The organism is Kitasatospora sp. CM 4170 (assembly GCF_032110285.1).
Classification (GTDB): Bacteria; Actinomycetota; Actinomycetes; order Streptomycetales; family Streptomycetaceae; genus Kitasatospora; species Kitasatospora aburaviensis.
Genome location: NZ_CP134877.1, coordinates 8,193,817 through 8,215,441, shown reverse-complemented (window position 1 = coordinate 8,215,441; position 21,625 = coordinate 8,193,817). Strand labels below are relative to the sequence as shown.

Sequence of the window (21,625 nt, the reverse complement as noted above, 5' to 3'; positions counted from 1 at the left end):
GACCGGCGGCCGGGCCCGGCGGCTCGTAGCGTCCTGACCCAGGGGGCGCACGCGCCCCCTCCCCCAGCACCCCCGGCCCGAGGAGGACCGATGCACCAGAACGCGCAGCCCCACCCCGTCCCCGCCGCACCGCCGGCGCGCCCGGCCGGCGCCGCCAAGCCCAGCTGGTCCGCGCCGGCGGTGGAGTGCCACCGCACCGGGGCCGAGGTCACCGCGTACGCCGGACGGGCCGCCCAGTGGCGCAACCGCTGACCCGCGAGCGGTTCGCGGCCAGGCTGCACGACCTGCGCGGGCGGTACTGGGACACCCACCCGTTCCACCTGCGCCTGCACTCCGGTGGCTGCACGCCACCGGAGTTGCGGCGCTGGGTCGCCAACCGCTGGTACTACCAGCTCTGCCTGACCCGCAAGAACGCCGCCATCATCGCCAACTGCCCGCTGCCGGAGGTCCGGCGGGCCTGGGTGGAGCGACTCGGCTACCAGGACGGGCCGAACGGCGACGAGGGCGGCCTGGCCGACTGGCTGGTGCTCGCCGAGGCGGTCGGCCTCGACCGCGCGGAGGTGACCGACGAGCGCCACGTCGCGCGCGGGGTGCGCTTCGCCGTCGACGGCTACCTGCACTTCTGCCAGACCCGGCCGTGGACCGAGGGGGTCGCGGCGGCGCTCACCGAGATGTTCTCGCCCGACCACATGGCCCGGCGGGTGACCGCCTGGCGCACCCACTACGAGTGGATCGACCCGGCCGGGTACGCCTACTTCGAGCACCGCATCCCCACCGCCCGCCGGGACAGCGCCCGCACCCTGGAGCTGGTCCTGGACCACTGCACGACCGCCGCGCAGCAGCAGGCCGCGGTGGAGGCGCTGGCGTTCAAGTGCGAGGTGCTGCGCGCCATGCTGGACGCCGTCGACTACGGGGCCGACCGGTGACCGCCGCTGTCCCCCGCATCCCCGGCACCCCGCCGGCACCGGCCGGCCGGACCGCCCCTCCGGCTCGGACCGCCTCTCCGGCGGCCTCTCCGGCTCCGACCGCCCCGCCTGCCGACGTGGCGCCCACGCTGCGGCCGGGGCTGCGGCCCGGCGTGCGGCTGGTGCACGACCCGGTCCGCGACCGCGCCGCGCTGCTCTACCCCGAGGGCGTCCTGCTGCTCAACGACAGCGCCGCCGCCGTCCTGCGGCACTGCGACGGCCGCCGCGACGCCGAACGGATCACCGCCGACCTCGCCGCCGAGTACGACGGGGTGGACGGCGGCCACGTGCGCGAGCTGCTGGCAGACCTCGCCCACCAGCGGCTGCTCGCCCTGGACGGCACCGGGGCGCCGGCGAGGCCGCAGCGGGCCGCCGGGCTGCCCGGCGCCGCCGGCCGCGGGCCGGTACCGCTCGGCCTGGTCGCCGAGCTCACCCACCGCTGCCCGCTGCAGTGCACCTACTGCGCCAACCCTGTCGAGCTCGCCCGCCACCGGGACGAGTTGGCGACCGAGCAGTGGCTGCGCATCCTCGACCAGGCCCGCGGGCTGGGCGTGCTGCAGGTCCACCTCACCGGCGGCGAGCCGCTGCTCCGCCGCGACCTGACCCGGATCGTGGCCCACGCCCATGGCCTCGGCCTCTACACCAACCTGATCACCAGTGGCCTGCCACTGGACGCCGCCCGCACCGCCGAACTGGCCGAGGCCGGTCTGGACCACGTCCAGCTCTCGGTCCAGGACGCCGACCTGCGCCGGGCCGACGCCGTCGCCGGGCTGGCCGCGCACGAGCGCAAGCTCGCCGCCGCGGCGCTGCTGACCGGCGCGGGCCTGCCGCTGACCGTCAACGCCGTGCTGCACCGCGGCAACCTGCCCCGCGTCGGGGCACTGGTCGAGCTGGCCGTGGCGCTCGGCGCCGACCGCGTCGAGCTGGCGCACACCCAGTTCTACGGCTGGGCCTGGCGCAACCGGGCCCACCTCGCCCCCGGCGAGGCCCAGGTCCGGCAGGCCGAGCGGGACGTCGCCGCCGCCCGCGAGCGCCACGGCGAGCGGATCGAGATCGTGCACGTCGCCGCCGACCACCACGACGGCACCGTCAAGCCCTGCATGGACGGCTGGGGCAGCCGCCAGCTGGTCGTGGCACCCACCGGCGACGTGCTGCCCTGCCTGGCGGCGGCCCAGCTGCCCGGCCTGCCGGTACCGAGCGCCGTCACCGACGGGCTCGCCGCGATCTGGCACGACTCCCCGGCGTTCAACCGCTACCGGGGCACCGACTGGATGCCCGAGCCGTGCCGCGGCTGCGCGCTGCGCGAGGTCGACCACGGCGGCTGCCGCTGCCAGGCCTTCCAGTTCACCGGCGACGCCGGCGCCACCGACCCGGCCTGCCGGCTCTCCCCGCACCACCACCTGGTCACCGGCCCCGCCCCCGCCGACACCCCGGCGCCCGTCCCACGGAGGCTGCGCTGAAGATCCGGATCCTCGGCACCGCCGCCGGCGGCGGGCTGCCCCAGTGGAACTGCGGCTGCGCGGGCTGCACCACCGCCCGCCGCACCGGCGCCGCCCGCACCCAGGACTGCCTGGCCGTCAGCGCCGACGGCGCCGCCTGGTACCTGGTCAACGCCTCCCCCGACCTGCGCGGGCAGCTCCTGGCCGCCCCCGAGCTCGCCCCCGCTCCCGGCAGCCGGGAGACCCCGCTGCGCGGCGCGCTGCTCACCAGCGCCGAACTGGACCACACCCTGGGCCTGCTGACCCTGCGGGAGGCCGCCGCCCTCACCGTCCACGCCACCCTCCCGGTGCGCTACGCCCTGCACGCGGGCTTCCCGGTCGGCCCGCTGCTCGCGCCGTACACCAAGGCCCGCTGGCACACCCTCACCCCCGGGCAGGCCGTCGAGCTGGACGGCGGGCTGCGCGCCGAGCCGCTGGCGCTCGGCGACAAGCGCCCCCGGTACGCGGCCGACCTGCCCGGCGAGGGCTGGGAAGGCCGGTCGGACTGGGTGGTCGGCTACCGCTTCACCGCCGCCGGCAGCCGCTCCTGCGCCGTGTACGCACCCGGGCTGGCCGCCTGGACCCCGGCGGTCGAGGCGGCGGTGACCGGTGCGGACGTGGTGATCCTGGACGGCACCTTCAGCACCGACGACGAACTGGCCGGACGCACCGGCGGTGCACGCACCTCCCGCGGCATGGGCCACCTGGCGGTCCGGGACTCACTGCCCCACCTCGCCCGCCTCCCCGGGCCCCGCTACCTCTACACCCACCTCAACAACACCAACCCGCTGGCCCACCCGGGCTCCCCCGGCACCGAGGCGCCGGCGCGGGACCTCGCCGCGGCCGGCGCCGCCGTCGCCGAGGACGGGATGCTGATCGAGCTCTGATCCCCGGCGGCGGGAGCGGCGGGTCGAGGCCCGGACGGGCGCGGCCCCAGGCCTGGGGGGCGTCACTACCGGGCCGCACCGGCCGGCCCCGCCGCCACCTGCGCGTTCATCCGAAGGTGGCGCCGCGGGCAACCTTTCGCCACCTCCGCCGCGTCAGATCGTCGTGATACTAATCATCCCGGGAACGCGATCTGTCATGCACCGTCAGGCACCATGCCGACGGCCGGTCCGTTCCCCGGTAGTCCGAACGGTCACGGGGAGGGGCACGGCATGAGCGCAGGGCTGAGCGGCGGTCGGCGAACGGGGCACCGGCTGCGGCTGGGCAAGCGGATGGCCGGCACGGCGGCGGTCTTCACCGCCCTGGCGGCGCTGACGGGCTCCCAGGTGACCGGACTCGGCCTGGCCCCGGTCGCCGCGGCCGACGCGCCGCAGCCCACGGACGGCGCCACGGCCACCCGGGCCGTCGCCACCACCGTGCCCGACGCCGCCCGACCGACGCTCCCGAACACGCCCGGCGGTACCGGCACACCGGTCGACGGCGGTGGCACCGTCCCGCTGCCGCAGCCGCCCACCGCGCTGCCCGGCGACCCCTCGGCCGGCCCGTTCCGCACCGGTCCCGCGCTGCCGGAGACCGTCTTCGCCGCCTACCGGCAGGCCGAGACCGCCCTGGCGCAGCGCTCGCCCGGCTGCCACCTGCCCTGGCAGCTGCTGGCCGCGATCGGCGAGGTCGAGTCCGGCCAGGCCAACCGCGGCGGCGTGGACGCCGGCGGGACGACGTACCGGCCGATCCTCGGGCCGGTCCTCGACGGCAAGGGCTTCGCGGCGATCCCGGACACCGACGGCGGCCGCCACGACGGGGACCGGGTCTGGGACCGCGCCGTCGGTCCGATGCAGTTCATCCCCTCCACCTGGGCCTCCTGGGGCGTGGACGCCAACGGCGACGGCACGGCCGACCCCAACAACATCTTCGACGCCGCCCAGGCCGCGGGCCGCTACCTGTGCGCGGGCGGGCGTGACCTCGCCGACCCGGCGCAGCTCGACCGGGCGATCCTCGGCTACAACCACTCCGACGCGTACCTGCGGACCGTCAAGAACTGGATGGCCCACTTCGGCACCGGGACGGCGACCACCGTCCCGAACCGCCCGGCCCCGGCCGCCACCACGGCGCCCACCACGCCCGCCGCGCCGGCCCCGTCGACCGCGACCGTGCCGTCGGCGCCGGCCCCGTCGACCGCGGCCTCGCCGTCGGCCTCACCGGTCACGGCGTCCCCCTCGGCCTCGCCGAGCGCGAGCGCCTCGCCGAGCGCGAGCGCCTCGCCGAGCGCGAGCCCGAGCACCTCGCCGAGCCCGACCGCCGGCCCGAGCGCGAGCACCTCGCCCAGCGCGACGCCGACCGGCACCGGAACCCCGACCGGGACGCCGAGCGCCACCCCGACCGGCACCCCGACCACGACGCCCAGCGGTACGCCGACGGCCACGCCCACCACCTGCCCGGTGCCCACCCCGTCGGCCACCGGCACGCCGAACCCGACGGCCTCGCCGACGGCAGCCGCCACCCCCACGGCGAGCGGCACGCCCACGGCCACCCCGTCGGCGACCGCCACGGCGTCGCCCACCGCCCCCGGCTGCCCGACCCCGACCCCCACCGCGTCCGCCTCCGCGGCCGCCTCCCCCGCGGCCGCCCCGTCGGCGAACGTCTCCCCCTCGGCCGCGCCCTCGCCGTCGGCCCACTGACGCGGCGCACAGCGGGGGATCCGGCCCGGCCCGGATCCCCCGCTTCCGCACGCCTGCAGCTGCCTTTGCGTAGCTGCCTACGGCCTGACGACTCGGGACGAGCCGCCCACCCGGGCGGCCGCGCCGGTCAGTCCCCGCCGAGGGCACCCGCCCCGCCGCCGTCGTCGCCATCGCCATCGCCGCCGCCGTCATCCTCGCCGCCGCCGTCGCTTTCGCCGTCGTCGTTCTCGTGATCGTCGTCGTAGCTGATGCCCGCCTCGCGGTCACGCTGCTCCTGGAGCTTGACCGGGAGGTCCGGATCCCAGTCGGAGGTGCGCGGCAGCTCGGGCCCGTCCGGGCCGAGCCGGACCACGGGCTCGACCCGGACCAGGCGGAACCGGCGCTCGCCGGCGGACAGTTCGTGGCCGCGCTCGGCGTCGAGGCGGTCGGCGGCGGCCGCGTACCGGGCGCGCTCGTCGGCGGTCAGCCGGGGCAGCATCCGCGGCGCGAAGTCGCGCAGGTAGGCGGCGAGGCTGTCGCGGGCGGCCTGGGGGGACTCGCAGGCCGCGGTCATCGGCGCCCAACGTCCCTTCCCGTACTCGGCGACCGCGCAGTGCACCGGCAGGACGAGGACGTTCGGGTACAGGTGGGAGGCGAGCCGGGCATCGGCCCGGACGTCCTCGGGGATGCCGTGGCCGGCCGGGACCAGCGCCGTCATGTCCAGCCGGAGGATGCCGTCGACCAGCGTGACGGCGGCGGTCGGGTCGATGACGAACCCGCGCACCCGGGACGGCGCGCGGTGGCCCTTGCCGACCTCGGCCGGGTCCGGGTCGGTGGGGCGCGGCGGCTCGATGCCCTCCGGCCCGGAGCGCAACACCTGCTCGGCCCGGAAGATGCGGTACTCCCGGCCGGCGACCGCGATCTCGTCCAGCGCCTCCCAGTCCATCCGCCGGTACGCGGCGGTGTACGCGGCGCGCTCCTCGGCGGTGATGTCCCAGGAGGCGGCGAACGGGTGGCCGGGCTCGGTCCGTGCCCAGCAGCGGAACCGGTGGCCGAGGTCGTCCCGGGCCATCTGCGGGGTGGTGGAGTGGAAGTCGAGGATCCGCCAGGCACTCGGACCGACCCGCTCCAGGCTGCCGAAGACGGGCGGCATCATCATCAGCCGCGGGTACTTCTCCCGGGACTCCCAGGCCTCCAGGCCGACCACGGCGGCCACCGGGTCGTCGGTGGGGCCGACCCGGACGGTGAGGTGTGCGGGCAACTGCACGGCGTCGTCGTCCATGCGGCCAGTGTTAGCGGACCGGTCGAGCGCGTCGCAGTGATATCGCGGAAGTCCACCCGACCGAGCGCCACCGGTGGCACGCTCCGCGCGGGGCGGCCCGCCCGGGTCCGGCACCGGCCGCCATGCGGCCGCCCGGTCGCCTCCGGGACTGCAGCGGACGCGGGACCCGTCCGGGGGAGATCGGACGGGTCCCGCGCCGCCGTTCGGGGGCCGGCGGGCACACGGCGGCCGGCGGCGTCCGGCCGGAGGCGCCGGCCTCGGGCAGTGGCCCGCCGCTGCTCGTCAGAGGTGCTTGACCAGCTCGGGCATCAGGTCCTGGAAGGTGCGACCGGTCGCCGGCTGGCCGATCGCGGCCATCTGCCAGCCGTTCCCGGCACGCTGCACCTTGGCCATGATCTGCGCGGTGTACGGGCCGCCGCCGGTGAGCGTGTAGCGGGCGAGCTCGGCGCCGGTCTGCTCGTCGACCAGCCGGCAGAAGGCGTTCTCGACCTCCTGGAAGGTCTGCCCGGTGAAGGAGTTGACGGTGAACACGATCTGGTCGACCGCGGCCGGCACCCGGTCGAGGTCCACCGTGATGGACTCGTCGTCGGTCGCGTCGCCCGCACCGCCGGTCAGGTTGTCGCCGCTGTGGCGGACCGAGCCGTCGTTGCTCTGGAGGTGCTGGAAGAACACCACGTCCACCGGCTTGCTGCCGGCGAACAGCACCGCCGAGGCGTCCAGGTCGATCTCCTGGGAGGCCAGCAGCTTGGCGAAGAAGCCCTTCTTCTGCGCGGCGCGCCAGCCGAGGCCCATCCGGACCACGCCCAGCCGGCCACCGCCCGCCTTCTCCAGGCTCAGTTTCTGCCCCTTGGCCAGCGAAACGCTCATCGCGCCCTCCTCGTTCCTCCGCCTGCCGGCTTGAATCTACAGCACTGTAGAGGCCGGCCGCGTCCGGGGTCCTCGCGCGGTCCGCCTCCCCGTGGATCCCGTACCCCGCTCCGACGATCCACACCACATGGTTCGACCACGCCGCTCCGAATACAGGATCATCCGAGCACACCGGGGCAGGGCACCACGACTGACACACCGCAGCACGTTGGGGCCGTCAAGCTGCGCGCCGAACCCGGCGCGCGTGAGCCCGCCCCGGCTGCCGGCGAATCCTCAGGCGGTGCACTCCAGCCGCACCAGGGCGTCGATCGCCTCCGTCCGCTGCGGCCCGCCGGTACCGCCTCCGGCGCCCCCGGCGCCCCCGGCGGCGGCCGATCGGTGGCCACCGCCGCCCACCGGCCGGTGGACCCGCTCGGCCCGGACCGTGTGCAGCCCGGCACCGTCGAGGTCGGCGAGCACGTCGTCCGGGGTGTAGAGGACGCGCGGGTCCTGCGGACCGCCGACGCCCTCGGTGAGGTTGGTGCTGTCGTGGGCGACCACCAGCAGGGTGCCGCCGGGGGCGAGCGCGGCGGCGGCCCGCACCAGGGCGGCCCGGCGGTCCTCGGCGGGGAGCTGCAGGTACGCGACCAGCACCAAGTCGTAGCCCTCCGGCGGGGCTTCGAGCTCCCGGGCGTCGCCGTGCCGCCAGGTCAGCCGGTCGGCGACCTCGTCCGGCAGGTCCGCGGTGAGCCGCTCGGCCCGCTCCAGCGCCACCGCGGAGAAGTCCAGCCCGGTGACGTGCCAGCCCCGGCGAGCCAGCCAGATGCTGTTCCGGCCCTCCCCGGCGGCCAGGTCCAGCGCCCGGCCCGGGGCCAGCTCGGCCAGCTCACGGACCACCCACCGGTTGGGCTCGACGCCCCAGACCAACTCGCTCGCGGCGTAGCGCTCGTCCCAGTCCCGGCTCTTCATGGGTCTCCTCCACTCGACGGGGCTGCTCCCGTACGCCACCGTACCGGCGGGGCCGCCCGCGGGGAGGCCCGGCGGCGGCCGGACAGCAGCCGGACGGCAGCCGCCGCACGGCCCTGCCGCAGCGTGGACCCGTCCAGCGCCCGGACACCCTTGCCGGTGAATATTGGTCCAGTCCAATCTGTGATGTCGTGGCGCGGCCGAACCACGGTCCGGTGCCCGCCGGTTCGCCGTACGCAAAAAGCCTGCGCTTAGGCCCCGAGGGGCCGAAGAGCCGGGCCCGGGGAAGGCGGGGGCCGCGCGGATCACCGTGATCCGCGCGGCCTCGTGTCAGGACACTGAGAGGGCCTAACGCCCCGGCACCGGGTCGGGCGTGCCGCGGCGTGCGACGCCCGGGCGGCAGCGGAGCAGCCGTCCGACCGTCAGCCGGGCGCCGCGCAGCGCGCCGTGCCGGTGCAACGCCTGGACGGCGTAGGTCGAACAGCTCGGCGTGTACGGGCAGCAGGCCGGCCGCTTCGGGCTCACCTCGGTCCGGTAGTACCGCACCGCGCCGTACAGCACGCCCGCCGCGAACCCGCCCGGTACGGGCGCGGCCGGATCCGCACCGGCGCCCCCGCCCGTGCCGGGGCGACCGCCCCGGCCGCCGGTCAGGGCGAACCGGACCCCCGCGGCCATCATCACCGGGACCAGCGCGATCAGGCAGGGGTCGCCGAGCTCGCAGCAGCAGTCGACCCCGTCGCAGGCGTCCGACCAGTCGCGGTCCTTCTTCTTGCGGTTCCGCCGCTTGTACGCCAGCCACTCCTGCCGCTGCGCCTTGCGCCGGCGACGCTCCTTCTCGGGCAGCCACCACCACGCCCGCTCGGGACGCTGCGGCGGGAACTGGGCGCCCGGACCGGGCGTCGGGTAGGTCACGGCTGGTGTTCCTCTCGGCACGCTGGCGCGCCGGAGCCGGCCCCCGACGGCCCGATCAGGTTATCCGAGCACGCCGCCACAGCGGTACGTCAGTCCTGACCGCCGCCCAGGGTGGGGAACAGGTCGGTGAACGGCTGGGTGGTCACCGAGACGCTGCGGCCGAACGGGTCGTCGAAGTCCCAGATCAGGAAGAGCAGGAAGGCGATCAGCGCACTGAACGCCCCGGCCAGCAGCAACTCCCGGTAGGAGCGCCGGATCTGCAGGGCGAAGACCATGCCGACCGTCACCACGGCGCCGACGATCAGGCCGAACCAGACCACGCCGGGCATGGTCGGGCCGGCGTTCTGCCCGCGGGCGTTGCGCGCGTCGTCGGCGACGCTGATCCGGTCCATGATCGGCTGGTAGGCCTGGGCCTCCAGGTCGCCGGCCGGTGTGCGGGTAGCGACGTCCTGGCGCAGCTTGTCCAGCAGCTCGGTGCCCCGGGCGGATACCTCGCCGTGCTCGCGCATGTACGCCCACTCCACGTCCACGACGTACGAGACGTAGGCGTCCACGTCGGCCTGGACCTTGTCCCGGAACTCGACCGGGTAGACCTGGGCGCGCTCGCTCACCTCGTGCAGCGACTGCGCCTCGCGGAACACGTCGTCCTGGGCCGCGCCGCGCGCCTCCCAGACGCCGGCGATGGCGAGGCCGAGCACGATCGCGTAGACCACGCCGATCATCATCGTCATGTACTCGATGACGTCGGGCGTCTCGTCGGTGTCCTCGTCCTCACGGACCCGGCGGTGCCTCAGCAGCACCACCGCCACCACGACGGCACAGGCCGCCGACATGGCGATGGCCAGCGCCAACCACTCGGACATGGGAACTCCTTTCCAGGGTTAGGGATTTCAAGGGGCCGGGGCGCCGGCCGCCGCTCGGCGGGGCCGGTCCGCGGCGCGTCCCGTTCGCGGGAACGGCGTCGCCGACGGCGCCCGGCCGTACCGGGCGCCGTCGGACGCGGTTCGCGTGACCGCCACGAGCGCGGTCGGCTACGGCCGTGGTCACCGGGGAGCGGCCGGGCCCCGGAGCTGCCGGGAACCGGGGTTGCCGGCCTCCGAGGGGTTGCCGGCCGCCCGCGATGCCGGGAACCGGAGGTGCCGGCGGCCGAGCCGGCGGGTCGGGTGTCCGCGGCCCGGGTCGGTGATGGGTCCTCGACGAGCGTCCGCCGGGGCCCGCGATCCGCCGGAGCCGGTCAGGACCGGCCGGAACCGCCGCGGCCGGAGCGTCCGCGCGGTCGCAGGGCCGCCGCCGCGAGGACCGCCGGCACCGTGACCACGAGCATCGTCCTGGTGGTCGCGCCGCCGTGGTGCCGTTCGGGCGCCTGGATCGGTGGGGCGAGCGGCGCCTTGGCGGGCTTCGCCACCGGTTTCGGCCGTACGGGGCTGGGCGCGGGCGGGCTCGGCTCCGGCGGGGCCGGGGGCTCGGGCGCCGGGATGACCGGTTGTGCGGTCGGCTTCGGCGTGGGTTTCGGCGTCGGCCGGGGCGACGGGGGCGGCGGGGTCGGCCGCGGCGGGGGCGCGGGCGGCGGCACCGGCGCGGCGGTGGGCGGCGGTGCCGGCACGGGTGTGGGGGTCGGCGGGTGGGTCGGACTGGGCGTCGGGGTGGGCGTCGGCGTCGGGGTGGGCGTCGGCGTCGGCTTGGGAGTGGGGGTCGGTGTCGGGGTCGGCTTGGGGGTCGGTGTCGGGCTGGGACAGGGCGGTGTCGGTGTCGGGGTCGGGCACGGGTGGTGGTGACCGGGCTTAGGGTGCGGCTCGGGCTTCGGTCTGGGCTTGGGGTGCTTCGGCTTCCCCGAGTGGTCGACCGTCACCCCGACCTCCACGTCCACGTCGACGTCGACACCGACGTCCACGCCGCCGGGGCCGACCGACACCGATACATCCGTCCCGGTCGAGACGCAGGTCTCGACGACCGGCCCGTGCGATCTTCCGCCACCCTGGTGTTCGGACGCCCGGGCACCGGCCGCGCCGCTCAGCAGGGCGCAGAGGGCGGCGACCCCCGCCGCGGCACCGGCCAGCCGGGCACGCCGTCCACGGGCTCCGCCGCCGTCACCGCCCACCACGATCAGGTCTGCAATCACGGCTGCCCGTCCACCGGTATCCGTCGGGGCTGCTGGGGTTGCGGCATGGGCTCCATGCACCTCTCGCGTCGCGGGGAACGTGGGAATGTCCTCGGTCGGGACCTCGCCTACGGGTCCTCGTCGGGCGGCGCCCTCCACGCGAAGGTCCGCCCGACACCGGACGGCCCGCCTCGTGGGGCGGGCCGTCCGACATCAGGTGAAACGATCTTGCGGCCGACCGGTTACGGCCGGAGCGGATTCGGGCGCGGCCGCCGGTGGACGGCGGCCGCGCCGGCGCTCAGTGGCGCCCGTGGGCGATCTCGACGTTCTCCAGGACGCCGACCGCGTCCGGCACCAGGATCGCCGCGGAGTAGTAGGCGCTGACCAGGTAGGAGATGATGGCCTTCTCGCTGATCCCCATGAACCGGACCGAGAGGCTCGGCTGGTACTCGTCCGGGATCCCGGTCTGGTGCAGGCCGATGACGCCCTGGTTGTCCTCGCCGACTCGCATCACGAGGATGGAGCTGGTGTTCTCCTTGGTGATCGGGATCTTGCTGCAGGGCAGGATCGGGACACCGCGCCAGGCCGGCACCTGCTGCCCGCCGAGGTCGACATGGTGCGGGTAGAGGCCGCGGGCGTTCAGCTCCCGCCCGATCGCCGCGATGGTCCGCGGGTGGGCGAGCAGGTAGTCCGGGTCACGGCGGCGGTTGAGCAGCTCGTCCAGGTCGTCCGGGGTGGGCGGGCCGGAGTGGGTCTGGATCCGCTGGTCGAAGTCGGCGTTGTTGAGGAGGCCGAACTCCGGGTTGTTGATGAGCTCGAACTCCTGGCGCTCGCGCAGCGCCTCGATGGTCAGCCGGAGCTGGTGCTCGGTCTGGTTCATCGGCTGGTTGTAGAGGTCGGCGACCCGGGTGTGCACCTTGAGCACGGTCTGGGCGACGCTCAGCTCGTACTCGCGCGGCTTCAGCTCGTAGTCCACGAAGGCGCCGGGCAGCTCGTACTCGCCGTGGTGGCCGGCCGACATGGCGATCTCGGCCTCACCGCGCTCGTTCTGGCGCTGGAGCGGCAGCGCCAGGAACTCGCGGAGGTGGTCCTGCAGCGCGGGCGAGCCGTCGCGGATGGCCTCGAAGTCCCGACGGGGAAGCGAGAGCACGGTGCCGGCGGTCGCGGTCTTGGCGGTGAACTCCCAGACGGCGTCGGGGTCGAGGACCGCCTGCTCGCCGAACCGGTCGCCGTCGCCCAGGACGCCGACGACGGTCTCGTCGCCGTACTTGCCGGTGCCGATCTGGTTGATCTTGCCGTGGGCGATCAGGTAGATCCGGTCCGCCGCCGCGCCGCGCTCGGCCAGCACCTCACCCGGGCCGAAGTCCTGCTGCTCGCAGCGGTCGGCGAGGGCCATCAGCACGTCGTCGTCGTCGAAGCCGCGCAGCAGGGCCAGCTCACCGAGCTCGCGCGGGATCACCCGCACCTCGGATCCGGTCTTGATGAACTCGATCCGGCCGTCACCCACGGTGTAGGTGAGGCGGCGGTTCACCCGGTACGCGCCACCGGCGGCCTGCACCCAGGGCAGCACCTTGAGCAGCCAGCGGGAGGTGATCTCCTGCATCTGGGGCGCGGACTTGGTGGTCGTGGCGAGATTGCGGGCAGCAGCGGTGGTGAGGCTCGACTGCTGCGGCACCTGCTGTGTCTCCGGGTTGGTGTCCACCGGCATCGGCAGGGTTCTCCTTCATCTGGTCAGGTCACGCCGACCCGCCTCGGCCAGGCCGTGTCGGATCGTCAGATAGGCGTCATGGTGGGGGTGTTGGCGAAATAGTGCGATGCGCTCCGCCTTCTCGGGCGGCCCACCGGGAACCCTAGATCACCGATCCCCGACCCACCCGGAACGGACCGCAAGTGCCGCCCGATAGGGTGAATCTCGACCATGGAGTGGTTGGAATCCCACGGCCGTCTCTAGACGGATCTTCGATTCCCTGCGCACGCGAAACACCCGCAGGTCGGAACCACCCCTCCCATCCGAACGGATCAACGACGAGGGCCGCGGGCCGGGGCCCCGCCCGCGAAACCAGGGAACGCATGTTCGCCTGTCGAACAGCAGGCCACCGCGGGGCGGGCGGTGCAGCCCGACGGCGGGCGGGGGCGTTCGAGGGCGGGTGACGGCCCGCGGCCGCCGGTCACAACTCCGCTGCACGGACGAAGACTTGGAGCGCACACGCCGGAACGTTCAGGTGCGCTCCGGGCCGTTGCGCCCGCGGTCCCGGCGCTGGCGGTCCCGGCGACGGCGGTCCCGGCGACGGCGGCTCCGGGGCCGGTGGCTGCGGTACCAGAGCCCGCCGACCACGCCGGAGACCACGACCAGGGCGATCGCGAGCACCGGCCAGCGGCTCTCCGCCAGCCGGATGTCGGTGGCCAGCAGGAAGAGCACCGTACCGACCGGGACGAGAACCGAGAGCAGGGCCTGGAAGGTGGCCGCGACGAGACCGGGGTCGGTCCGCGACCGGCCCGGCTCCAGCCAGCCGGTCGCGTGGCCGCCGAAGTAGTACGAGACGCCCGTGGCCGCCACGCGCCCGGTGGCCCGGCTATACGAGTACGCCATGTACGGGAGCCAGACCAGCGGCGCGACCATGCCGATCATGAGGACCACTCCCACGAGCACCCACTCGCCGGCGGTGTGCCAGCGGGACGGCGGCGGATCGGCGCCCTCGCTGGTCAGCCCGAGCAGGCGGGCCATCCGCCAGATCAGGTACCAGAAGGAGCGCCACCGCCCGGTGCCGGGCTCCGCCGGAGCCGCTTCCGACGCCGCGGCGGGCTCACGCGCGGGCCCTGCGGCGGGCCGGTCCCCGGGGGCGGGCCCGCCGGTCGGGCGCTCGTCGCCGGGCTCGGCTCCGGGCTCGGCTCCGGTCCCCGGGCCGGGCTCCGGAGCAGGCTCGGCCGCGGGTCCGGCCGCGGGTCCGGGACCGTCGGCCGCGCCCGCACCCGGTTCGGCGGCGAGCGCCCGCTCGGCGGTCTCGACGTCGGGGTAGACGCCCTGGAGCACCAGGAGTTCGGGGATCCGGGCCCGGTCCGCCGGGTCCCGACCGGCGAGGGCGGCGAGTTCCAGCAGGAGCTGCCCCTGGGCCAGCAGGGCGGTGCAGAACGCGAACGGGACCAGCCAGAGGAAGGGGCCGCCGACGAACGCCCCCTCGCTCGTACTGACCCGGTGGCCGCGCTCGACGGCCAACGCCACCAGCTCGTCCGGTGCAGCGTCCGGGTGCGCCGCCCGGAGCGCGGCGACCCGACGGGCGGCCCGCGGACCGCGGTGGCGGACGGCGAAGACGGCCAGCGTCTCGGGCAGCCGGGAGGGGTGCTCCCGGATCGAGCGCACCAGCTCGCCGACCGGGGGCTCCGGCGCGTCCTGCGCCTCCCGGTCGGCCTCCTCGCTCCGGCCCCTCAGCCTCACCGCTCCACTCCGGACCCGGCTCCAGCGGCCGGGTTCCCCGGCCGCTGTCAGCAGCCTAATCGGGCCGGGCCGGGACCGCCCCGCCGGACACGGTCGCCCGGACCGCGCCCCGAACCGCCCGCCCCGCGGCCGCCGCGGCGGGCGGTCAGGCGATCTCGAAGCCGTGCCGTGCCCGGTCGAAGCGGCCGGCGGCCAGGTCCTCCCCGGTGATCCAGAACGAGACGTTGACGCACTCGCCCCAGTCCACGTCGAGGGCCGCGTTCTCGATCTGGAGCAGCGGACGGTGCTCGGCGGGGCGGCCGGTGTCGGTGTCGCACCAGCCGAGCACCCGCACGTCCGGGCTGGGCAGGTGGTCGCGGAAGTCGGCCGCGAGGTCGAGGGCGATCATGAAGTCGTCCGGGAAGAGGTTCTCCAGCTCCCGGTCCTGGTAGGAGGGCGCGGAGAGCTCCCAGCGGGCCCGGACCGGAACGGCCGGGACGGCGGGCCTGCACGAGTCCTGCTCCGGCGCGGGCCGGGGCGCCGAGCCGGCCGGCACGTGCAGGACCCGGCAGCCGCGGCCGGAGAAGTCGGACAGCCACTCGTCGTGGAAGAAGAGCAGCAGCCCGTGGTCGGGCAGCGGCCAGTCGCCGCCGGGGGCGGTGGCGCGGAAGGACGCGGCGAGCCCGGCGCAGTCGAGCTGGGCGAGGAACTGCATCGGCCGCCCGGCGAACTCCGGCCACCCGGTGCCGGCCGGCAGGGCGGGCAGGCCGCCGAGCTGCCCGGCAGTCGGGTCGGCGCCCGAGCCGGCACCCGCGTCGGCCTCGACACCCGGGGCGGCACCGGTTGCGGTGACGGCGTCGGCGTCGACGTCGGCGTCGGTGGCGGGGACGAGGACGAGGGAGTGGCGGAGCAGCCGGTCCACCAGCGGTGCCGTCTCCTCGCCCGCCCGCTCGCGGATCGCGGCGTACACGGCGTAGGGCATCGGCAGCCCGGGCAGCTCGTCGGCAGCGGCACCGGGAACGGCCGCGGGGGTGGGGGCGGCCGCGGTCGTGGGGCTCGCGGGCGGCGTGTCGGACGCGGCGTCGGGCGCGTCGGTGGTCAGCGGTTCGGCCATGGGCCCAAGCCTGCCATCCGGCACCGACAACGCGTGCACGCGCCCGGTGCGGCCGGCCCGCCCGAAGGCGGTCATTCGTCCGAAGGACCTGCGCGCGGATGACCCGTCAGGTGCCGGAACGGGGGCTGCCCGGCACCTGACGGGGGCTTGGTGGCGGCTCCCGGTCGGGAGCTCACGGTGGGACGGGGGACGGGGTGGTTCAGGCGGCGCAGGTGACCTCGTTGCCCGGGACGTCGAAGATCCCGGAGTCGGCGGCCGCACCGGACTGGTACTCGTAGTAGAGGTACGTGTAGAAGTCGATCCGCGCGCCGGACCCGCACGCCGAGTCGGCGGCGATGTCGTAGGTGAGCGTCACGGTCGTGGTGGCACCGGCGGCGACCGGAACGGTGTGGTGGACCAGCCCGTTCGTGGCGCCGGTGTCACAACCGCCGACGTTGCCGCCGCAGGCGGAGAACGCGTACTTCAGACCGGTGGCCTGGCTGGTGCCGTAGGTCGGCTGGACGGACTGGTAGACGAACTGCACGGGGGTGTCGTGCGGGTTCGTCAGCGTCAGGGTGAGGGTCACCGAGGAGCCCGGGGTCGCCGTCGCCTTGTCGGAGCTGACCGCCAGCAGCGGGGTGTCGGCCTGGGCGGGCGCGGCCGACAGGAGGAGACCGAGGACGAGGGCCAGGATCGCGGCAAGACCGAAGCGGCTCATGAGTGATGTGCGCATGACCAAAGAGCGTAGGGACCGCCGCCGGTTCCGGTGCCCGGCTCCGCCCCGGCCCGTACGGGCATATGACAGCGGAGCGGACGCGGCGGGCCATTGCCTGCGCTCCAGGGGGCGAAGGGACCGCCGGAAGCGGTGGCGCCCCTCTACTCTCCCGCTCCGCTCCCCCGCCCCACCGACGGCCGCCCGGTCGCGGAGGCGGGGACGGGCCCCGGGCTCAGACCGGGGGCGGCAGGATGCCGCAGAGGGTCGCGACCGCCGCCTGGTAGGCGTGGTCCGGCGGGGTGGCGTACCCGACCACCAGGCCGTCCGTCGCGGGCATCTCGTCCGGGCCGATCCCCGGGTGGCGGTAGTCGGCCAGCCCGTCGACGGCCAGGCCCTGGTACGCGGCCGCCTTCAGGACGGACCGCTCGGTGCCGGGGGCGAGCCGGAGCACGGCGTGCAGTCCGGCCGCGATGCCGGACACCTCGATGTGCGGCGCGTGCTCGGCCAGCGCCGCCACCAGGTGGTCGCGGCGCTCCCGGTAGCGGCGGCGCATCCGCCGGACGTGCCGGTCGTAGCCGCCGGACCCGATGAACTCGGCCAGGGTCAGCTGGTCGAGTGCGCTCGCCCAGGCCTCCCGCTCCCCCTTCGCCGCCAGCACCCGGTCCACCAGGTGGTCCGGCAGGACCATCCAGCCGAGCCGCAGCGCCGGGGTCAGGCTCTTGCTGGCCGTGCCGAGGTAGACCACCCGCTCCGGGTCCAGCCCCTGCACGGCACCGACCGGCTGCCGGTCGTAGCGGAACTCGCCGTCGTAGTCGTCCTCCAGCACCAGCCCGCCGTGCCGGCGCGCCCAGTCGACCACCGCCGCCCGCCGGGAAGCGTGCAGCGGCCCGCCGGTCGGGAACTGGTGAGCCGGGGTGAGCAGCACCGTCCGGACCTTCCGGTGCGCCGCCAACCCGTCGATCCGCGCGCCGTGCTCGTCCAGCGGCAGCGGCACGGTGGGCACCCCGGCGCGGGCCAGCAGCTCGCGGTGGAAGCCGAGCCCGTACGCCTCGACGGCCAGCCGGCCGCTGCCGGGCGACGGCAGTACGGCGCCCGCACCCTCGAAGAGCAGCCGCAGCGCATGGGCGAAGCCGGAGCAGATGACGATCCGGTCCGGGTCGGTACGCACCCCGCGGACCCGGGCGAGGTAGTCGGCGAGGACGGTGCGCAGCTCGCGGCGGCCCTGCGGATCTCCGGGCCCGAAGGCCTCGTTGGGCGCGGCGGTGAGCGCCCGCCGCCCGGCGGCGAGCCAGGCGGTGCGCGGGAAGGAGGACGCGTCGGGCTGCCCCTGCCGCAGGTTGTGCGAGGGGCGGTGCACCCGGGCCGGCCGGCGGACGCCGGTCGGGGCGACGGGCTCGGCGCGGTCGGCGACGGCGGTGCCCGAGCCCTGCCGTGCGGTGAGCCAGCCCTCGGCGACCAGTTCCGCGTAGGCGTCGGCGGCGGTGTTGCGGGCGATGCCGAGGTCCGCGGCGAGCGCACGGTACGGCGGCAGCCTGGTCCCGGGGGCGAGCCGCCCGCTGCGGATCGCCTCGCGCAGCGCGGCCATCAGCGCGGCGCGGCGGCCGCCGGTGGCGGGCAGTTCGAGGTGCAGGTCACTGCCGGACGTGGTGGCGGTCGGGGTGTCCGTCATGGTCACGAACCCTATCGGGGACGACCGACGGCCCCGGCTGCGGACGGTGCCGCCGCCGGGGCCGCGGCCCGGAGGAGTCGCCCGTGGCCCCGGTCAGTCGATCCGGATCGAGTTGACGATGAACGAGCGCACGTCGTTGCGGGTGCGCTCGGCCAGCGTCGAGTCGGTGGAGTAGGCGCTGACCGTCAGCCAGATGTTGCCGGACTGCGGGACGCAGACGATGTTGGCGATCACGTCGTTGTTCCCGCCGATCACCTGGTAGTCGCCGTCACCGGCGAGGTCCCAGACCTGGAAGCCCTGGCTCTGCAGGGCGCTCTGGGCCAGGCCGAGGCAGTCGCCGAGGGTGTCGTTCTTGGTGAAGGTGCCCCAGTGCGCGTACATGCGGTCTCCCTTGGGTGGCTGTGGCACCGCCTGTCGGTGCGGTGGTTCCGACGGGCGGTGCGGTGGTCCCCGCGATCGGTGTGCGAGGACGGTCGTTCGGCGGCGGCCCGGGTGGCGGCCCGGGCCGCGGCCTCTGCGTAGAGCATCGGGTGGGCGCCGTCCCGGCCACACGGGTCCGCCGTCCCGTCCCGGTCCCGGTCTCCGGACCGGGACCAGGCCTCGCCGCCCCTACGTGCCCTGCCCTGCTGCGGCCGTGGACCCGTCCCGCGCGGTCCGCGGCGCCCGTCGGAGTGCTCCGACCGGGTGGCGCGGCTCCGGCATCGGGGTCGCATCACGCCTGCATTCGAGTGGGTTCAGGGGTGGATTGTGTTCAGTCCGGCGTGTCGGCTGGCTATTCCTTCGACATGACCAACACCAGGAAGTACCTGATCGCCGCCGGCTTCAGCGCCGCGCTGGCCGTCCTCTCCGCCGGCCCCGCCTTCGCCGCCGACCTCGACACGTCCAGGTACAGCTCCCCCAGGGCCGCCGACCCGCTGGCCTCCGACGCCGCCGCCATGGCCGCCGCCCTGCTCGACGGCACCGGGCCCGGGACGGTCTGCATCAACACCGGCAGCGCCACCGCGAGCGGCATAGTCACCGGCTCGCCGGGTGTGCTGTCCGGCAACCAGATCCAGATCCCGATCAACCTCCAGCTCAACATCTGCGGCAACAGCATCTCGCTGCTCGGCGGATAGGCATCCGCCGGCATCACCCACCCCTACCCCCTCGCCAGCCGAAGGGCTGCGGGCCCGGCTCCCTGCCGGTCCGCAGCCCTTCCTCCGTGTTCGCGCCGGGCCCGCGGTGGGCGGGCCCGGCTGCCCGGGCGGCCGGGCCCTCGGCGCCGCGGGCCGCCTATGGCACGACGGTCACCGGCCAGCGGCCCGCCTTGACCAGCCGCACGGCGACCGAGCCGATCAGACGGTGCCCGGCCCGTTCCGAGGCCCCGACCACCACGGCGTCGGCCCGCAGCTCGTCGGCCAGCCGGGCCATACCCGCGAACGGATCGCCCTGGACGGTCACGAAGCGCCAGTCCAGCCGCCAGACGTCGCTCAGCCGGCGCTCGGACTCGCGCAGCGCGGCCAGCAGCTCGTCGGCGATCTCCTGGGTGGTCTCGCCGACGGCCGCCCCCGCGAGAGCCGTGGCCGCCCCCAGGACGGGCTGCACGTACGCCACGGCCAGGGTCGCGTTCTGCCGCCGCGCGAGGCCCGCGGCATAGGCGGTCGCGCGCCAGGAGGAGTCGGAGCCGTCCAGCCCGGCCAGGATCATCCGGGGCCCGTCCGTCCCCAGCTCGAACCCGGCCGGTGCGGCCGCCGCCTCCGGCCCTTCGGCGTCCCCGACGGCCCCTGCATCGCTCTCGTAGGTCATGGCCCGAGGCTATGCCGGGCACGCCCGGTGACGGTTCGGGCCACGACGGGTGAGGGCTGTGGTGCGGGCCACCCCCGGACGGGTCCACCCCCGCCCGTTCACGCACGGCCCGACGCCGGGACGTCACACGGCGTCGACCATGTGCCCGGCCTCACAGCCACACCCGTGTGGCGCGGACCACTCCCAGGCCAGGTTCGATCTTGAAAAACGGGACATTTGCCTTCAAAACGGCACAATTCCTTGATCGATACCTCAGGTAACCACCCCCCGACCAGCCCAAACCTCAGAATCCTTGAAACCCCCCACCCACCCCCGTAACTTCGAACCCGTTGCACCGAACAAACCGCCCCACCAAGGCCCCCAGGCCCACCGGGACGACACGGTGCCCGACCACGCGAGCCACACACCCCCGAAACCAACCCCCCAAAAGGGGACCTGGTTCCGCACGCCCGCACACCCCCCTTCCGAAAGGAAACCCATGACCTTCCGTAACGAGACCACCGCCACCACCGCCACCAAGCGCCGCAACCGCGTCCGCATGGCACTCATGGCCGGGGCCCTCACCGCCCTGCCCGTGGCCGGCCTCGTCACGGCCAACGCCGCCTCCGCCGCCCCCGCCTCCGTCTGGGACAAGGTCGCCCAGTGCGAAGCCACCGGCAACTGGGCCATCAACTCCGGCAACGGCTTCTACGGCGGCCTCCAGTTCACCTCCAGCACCTGGGCCGCCTTCGGCGGCACCGCCTACGCCCCCCAGGCCCACCAGGCCACCAAGGCCCAGCAGATCGCCATCGGCGAAAAGGTCCTCGCCTCCCAGGGCCCCGGCGCCTGGCCCGTCTGCTCCGTCAAGGCCGGCCTCACCAAGTAACACCCCCGGCCCCGGAAACCACCACACCGCCCCCAGGGCCACCCCGACAACGCCGCTGCACCCCACCCGACCACCACACCGGGCCCAGGAGCAGCGGCGTCGCGGCATCCCCGACCCGGAACCCGAACGCCGACGCGCAGAGGTCAGACCGGGCCGACCCGAGCCCGATCAGCCGAGCACCGGCCGGCCGACCGCCGCGCCCCGCACCGAGGACGGGTCGAAGCCCCGCACGATGAGCCGGATCGCCAGGGTGACCTCCCAGGCGAACACCGGCAGTGCCGCCAGCGACCCGGCCGTGGACACCTGCGGGTAGAGCCCGAACAGCACCGCCACCGCCGAGGCGCAGATCAGCGAGCCGCCCACCAGCCCCAGCAGCGCGACGGCCCGCGGCACCAGCCGCGAGCGGTACATCAGCCAGGCGAGCGCCAGCGAGTTGGCGCCGAGCACCACGTTCGGCCCGAGCAGGAAGGTCCAGTCGTGCAGGGCGACCAACGCCTCTGCGACGTCGGCCGCCGCGCCGCCGACGTCCTTCCGCAGCGTGACGACGGCCAGCAGGCTCACGATCCCGACGGCGATCACCGCCGCCTCCAGTAGCCGGCCGCAGACGTACGCGAGCGCCACCGCCTCCTGGTGCCGCCGCAGCACCGGGTAGAGCGCGACCCCGGTGCCGACCACCGCGAGGAGCAGCACCACCTCGCACAGCGCCCCCGCCACCACGCGCCCGTCCGCACCGCGCCCGGCGACGTACGCGGCGCCGTCGAGCACCGGCCCGTACAGCAACATCCCTGCTATCGCGGCTACTTCGGTCACGAGGAACAGCACGCCCGTGACCACTGCCGTCTTCCTGTCCGCAGACCCCTCCACCGGAATCCCCTCTCTCCGCCCCAAACTGAGGTGTACGGCGTACACCTCGCACAAGGTAGGCGTACGCCGTACACT

Annotated in this window: 21 protein-coding genes; 8 read left to right on the top strand and 13 right to left on the bottom strand. The window is 75.3% G+C overall.

Translation table 11 applies throughout. From position 1 onward, the window contains the following. The first annotated feature begins 90 nt into the window (after positions 1–90). The 5 genes from pqqA to RMN57_RS34215 all read left to right on the top strand — a co-directional run bounded on the left by pqqA (position 91) and on the right by RMN57_RS34215 (position 5,064). Positions 91–252 (top strand): pyrroloquinoline quinone precursor peptide PqqA, encoded by a 162-nt coding sequence (gene pqqA, locus RMN57_RS34235; RefSeq protein WP_313767177.1) that lies wholly within the window; start codon positions 91–93, stop codon positions 250–252. Next, on the top strand, positions 237–926 hold the full coding sequence (pqqC, locus tag RMN57_RS34230; RefSeq protein ID WP_313767176.1) for a pyrroloquinoline-quinone synthase PqqC: 690 nt from the start codon (positions 237–239) through the stop codon (positions 924–926). Before pqqA ends, pqqC begins: the two co-directional genes overlap by 16 nt. A gap of 116 nt (positions 927–1,042) precedes the next feature. After that, positions 1,043–2,425 (top strand): pyrroloquinoline quinone biosynthesis protein PqqE, encoded by a 1,383-nt coding sequence (gene pqqE / locus RMN57_RS34225; RefSeq protein WP_313767175.1) that lies wholly within the window; start codon positions 1,043–1,045, stop codon positions 2,423–2,425. After that, positions 2,341–3,330, top strand: coding sequence for a pyrroloquinoline quinone biosynthesis protein PqqB (gene pqqB, locus RMN57_RS34220; RefSeq protein ID WP_313768059.1), 990 nt, complete (start codon positions 2,341–2,343; stop codon positions 3,328–3,330). The genes pqqE and pqqB overlap by 85 nt, the downstream gene beginning before the upstream one ends. Before the next feature lie 270 nt (positions 3,331–3,600). Further along, positions 3,601–5,064 (top strand): lytic transglycosylase domain-containing protein, encoded by a 1,464-nt coding sequence (locus tag RMN57_RS34215; protein WP_313767174.1) that lies wholly within the window; start codon positions 3,601–3,603, stop codon positions 5,062–5,064. Between the two features lie 127 nt (positions 5,065–5,191). Here the strand turns inward: RMN57_RS34215 and RMN57_RS34210 are convergent, their stop codons facing one another. From RMN57_RS34210 to RMN57_RS34190, 5 genes are all read right to left on the bottom strand, one after another. After that, positions 5,192–6,325 carry a DUF5954 family protein gene (locus RMN57_RS34210; RefSeq protein WP_313767173.1) on the bottom strand — a complete coding sequence of 378 codons (1,134 nt, stop codon included), beginning with the start codon at positions 6,323–6,325 and terminating at the stop codon, positions 5,192–5,194. A gap of 282 nt (positions 6,326–6,607) precedes the next feature. Continuing rightward, entirely contained in the window at positions 6,608–7,192 is a 585-nt protein-coding gene (locus RMN57_RS34205) for a TerD family protein (protein WP_313767172.1), read from the bottom strand. A 273-nt stretch (positions 7,193–7,465) separates the two neighbouring features. Next, entirely contained in the window at positions 7,466–8,140 is a 675-nt protein-coding gene (locus RMN57_RS34200; RefSeq protein WP_313767171.1) for a class I SAM-dependent methyltransferase, read from the bottom strand. Positions 8,141–8,485: 345 nt separating this feature from the next. Beyond that, positions 8,486–9,049, bottom strand: coding sequence for a membrane protein insertion efficiency factor YidD (gene yidD / locus RMN57_RS34195; RefSeq protein ID WP_313767170.1), 564 nt, complete (start codon positions 9,047–9,049; stop codon positions 8,486–8,488). Positions 9,050–9,138: 89 nt separating this feature from the next. Beyond that, the gene (locus RMN57_RS34190; protein WP_313767169.1) at positions 9,139–9,912 is read right to left on the bottom strand and encodes a hypothetical protein; all 774 of its coding nucleotides are present in this window, start codon (positions 9,910–9,912) and stop codon (positions 9,139–9,141) included. Positions 9,913–10,359: 447 nt separating this feature from the next. Here RMN57_RS34190 and RMN57_RS34185 point away from each other — a divergent pair, with 447 nt between their 5' ends. After that, entirely contained in the window at positions 10,360–10,824 is a 465-nt protein-coding gene (locus RMN57_RS34185) for a hypothetical protein (RefSeq protein WP_313767168.1), read from the top strand. A 621-nt stretch (positions 10,825–11,445) separates the two neighbouring features. Here RMN57_RS34185 and RMN57_RS34180 read toward each other — a convergent pair. The 6 genes from RMN57_RS34180 to RMN57_RS34155 all read right to left on the bottom strand — a co-directional run bounded on the left by RMN57_RS34180 (position 11,446) and on the right by RMN57_RS34155 (position 18,417). Continuing rightward, positions 11,446–12,855 carry a family 2B encapsulin nanocompartment shell protein gene (locus RMN57_RS34180; protein WP_313767167.1) on the bottom strand — a complete coding sequence of 470 codons (1,410 nt, stop codon included), beginning with the start codon at positions 12,853–12,855 and terminating at the stop codon, positions 11,446–11,448. Positions 12,856–13,365: 510 nt separating this feature from the next. Then, positions 13,366–14,580 (bottom strand): hypothetical protein, encoded by a 1,215-nt coding sequence (locus RMN57_RS34175; RefSeq protein ID WP_313767166.1) that lies wholly within the window; start codon positions 14,578–14,580, stop codon positions 13,366–13,368. 145 nt (positions 14,581–14,725) lie between these two features. Beyond that, positions 14,726–15,673, bottom strand: coding sequence for a YwqG family protein (locus tag RMN57_RS34170; protein WP_313767165.1), 948 nt, complete (start codon positions 15,671–15,673; stop codon positions 14,726–14,728). A gap of 199 nt (positions 15,674–15,872) precedes the next feature. Further along, positions 15,873–16,385, bottom strand: coding sequence for a hypothetical protein (locus tag RMN57_RS34165; RefSeq protein ID WP_313767164.1), 513 nt, complete (start codon positions 16,383–16,385; stop codon positions 15,873–15,875). 214 nt (positions 16,386–16,599) lie between these two features. Next, positions 16,600–18,036: a PLP-dependent aminotransferase family protein gene (locus RMN57_RS34160; protein WP_313767163.1), complete on the bottom strand. Its 1,437-nt coding sequence runs from the start codon at positions 18,034–18,036 to the stop codon at positions 16,600–16,602. A 93-nt stretch (positions 18,037–18,129) separates the two neighbouring features. Next, a complete protein-coding gene (locus RMN57_RS34155; protein WP_313767162.1) occupies positions 18,130–18,417 on the bottom strand; it encodes a hypothetical protein in 288 nt (95 codons plus the stop codon). A gap of 404 nt (positions 18,418–18,821) precedes the next feature. Here RMN57_RS34155 and RMN57_RS34150 point away from each other — a divergent pair, with 404 nt between their 5' ends. Then, on the top strand, positions 18,822–19,151 hold the full coding sequence (locus RMN57_RS34150) for a chaplin (RefSeq protein WP_313767161.1): 330 nt from the start codon (positions 18,822–18,824) through the stop codon (positions 19,149–19,151). A gap of 157 nt (positions 19,152–19,308) precedes the next feature. On the opposite strand, the gene RMN57_RS34145 is transcribed toward RMN57_RS34150, so the two are convergent. After that, complete coding sequence (locus tag RMN57_RS34145; protein ID WP_313768058.1) at positions 19,309–19,722, bottom strand: universal stress protein; 414 nt, start codon at positions 19,720–19,722, stop codon at positions 19,309–19,311. 577 nt (positions 19,723–20,299) lie between these two features. Here RMN57_RS34145 and RMN57_RS34140 point away from each other — a divergent pair. Beyond that, positions 20,300–20,686, top strand: a complete 387-nt coding sequence (locus tag RMN57_RS34140; protein ID WP_313767160.1) for a transglycosylase family protein — start codon at positions 20,300–20,302, stop codon at positions 20,684–20,686. Positions 20,687–20,854: 168 nt separating this feature from the next. Here the strand turns inward: RMN57_RS34140 and RMN57_RS34135 are convergent, their stop codons facing one another. Then, positions 20,855–21,508 carry a DUF4386 domain-containing protein gene (locus tag RMN57_RS34135; protein ID WP_313768057.1) on the bottom strand — a complete coding sequence of 218 codons (654 nt, stop codon included), beginning with the start codon at positions 21,506–21,508 and terminating at the stop codon, positions 20,855–20,857. Between the last annotated feature and the right edge of the window lie 117 nt (positions 21,509–21,625).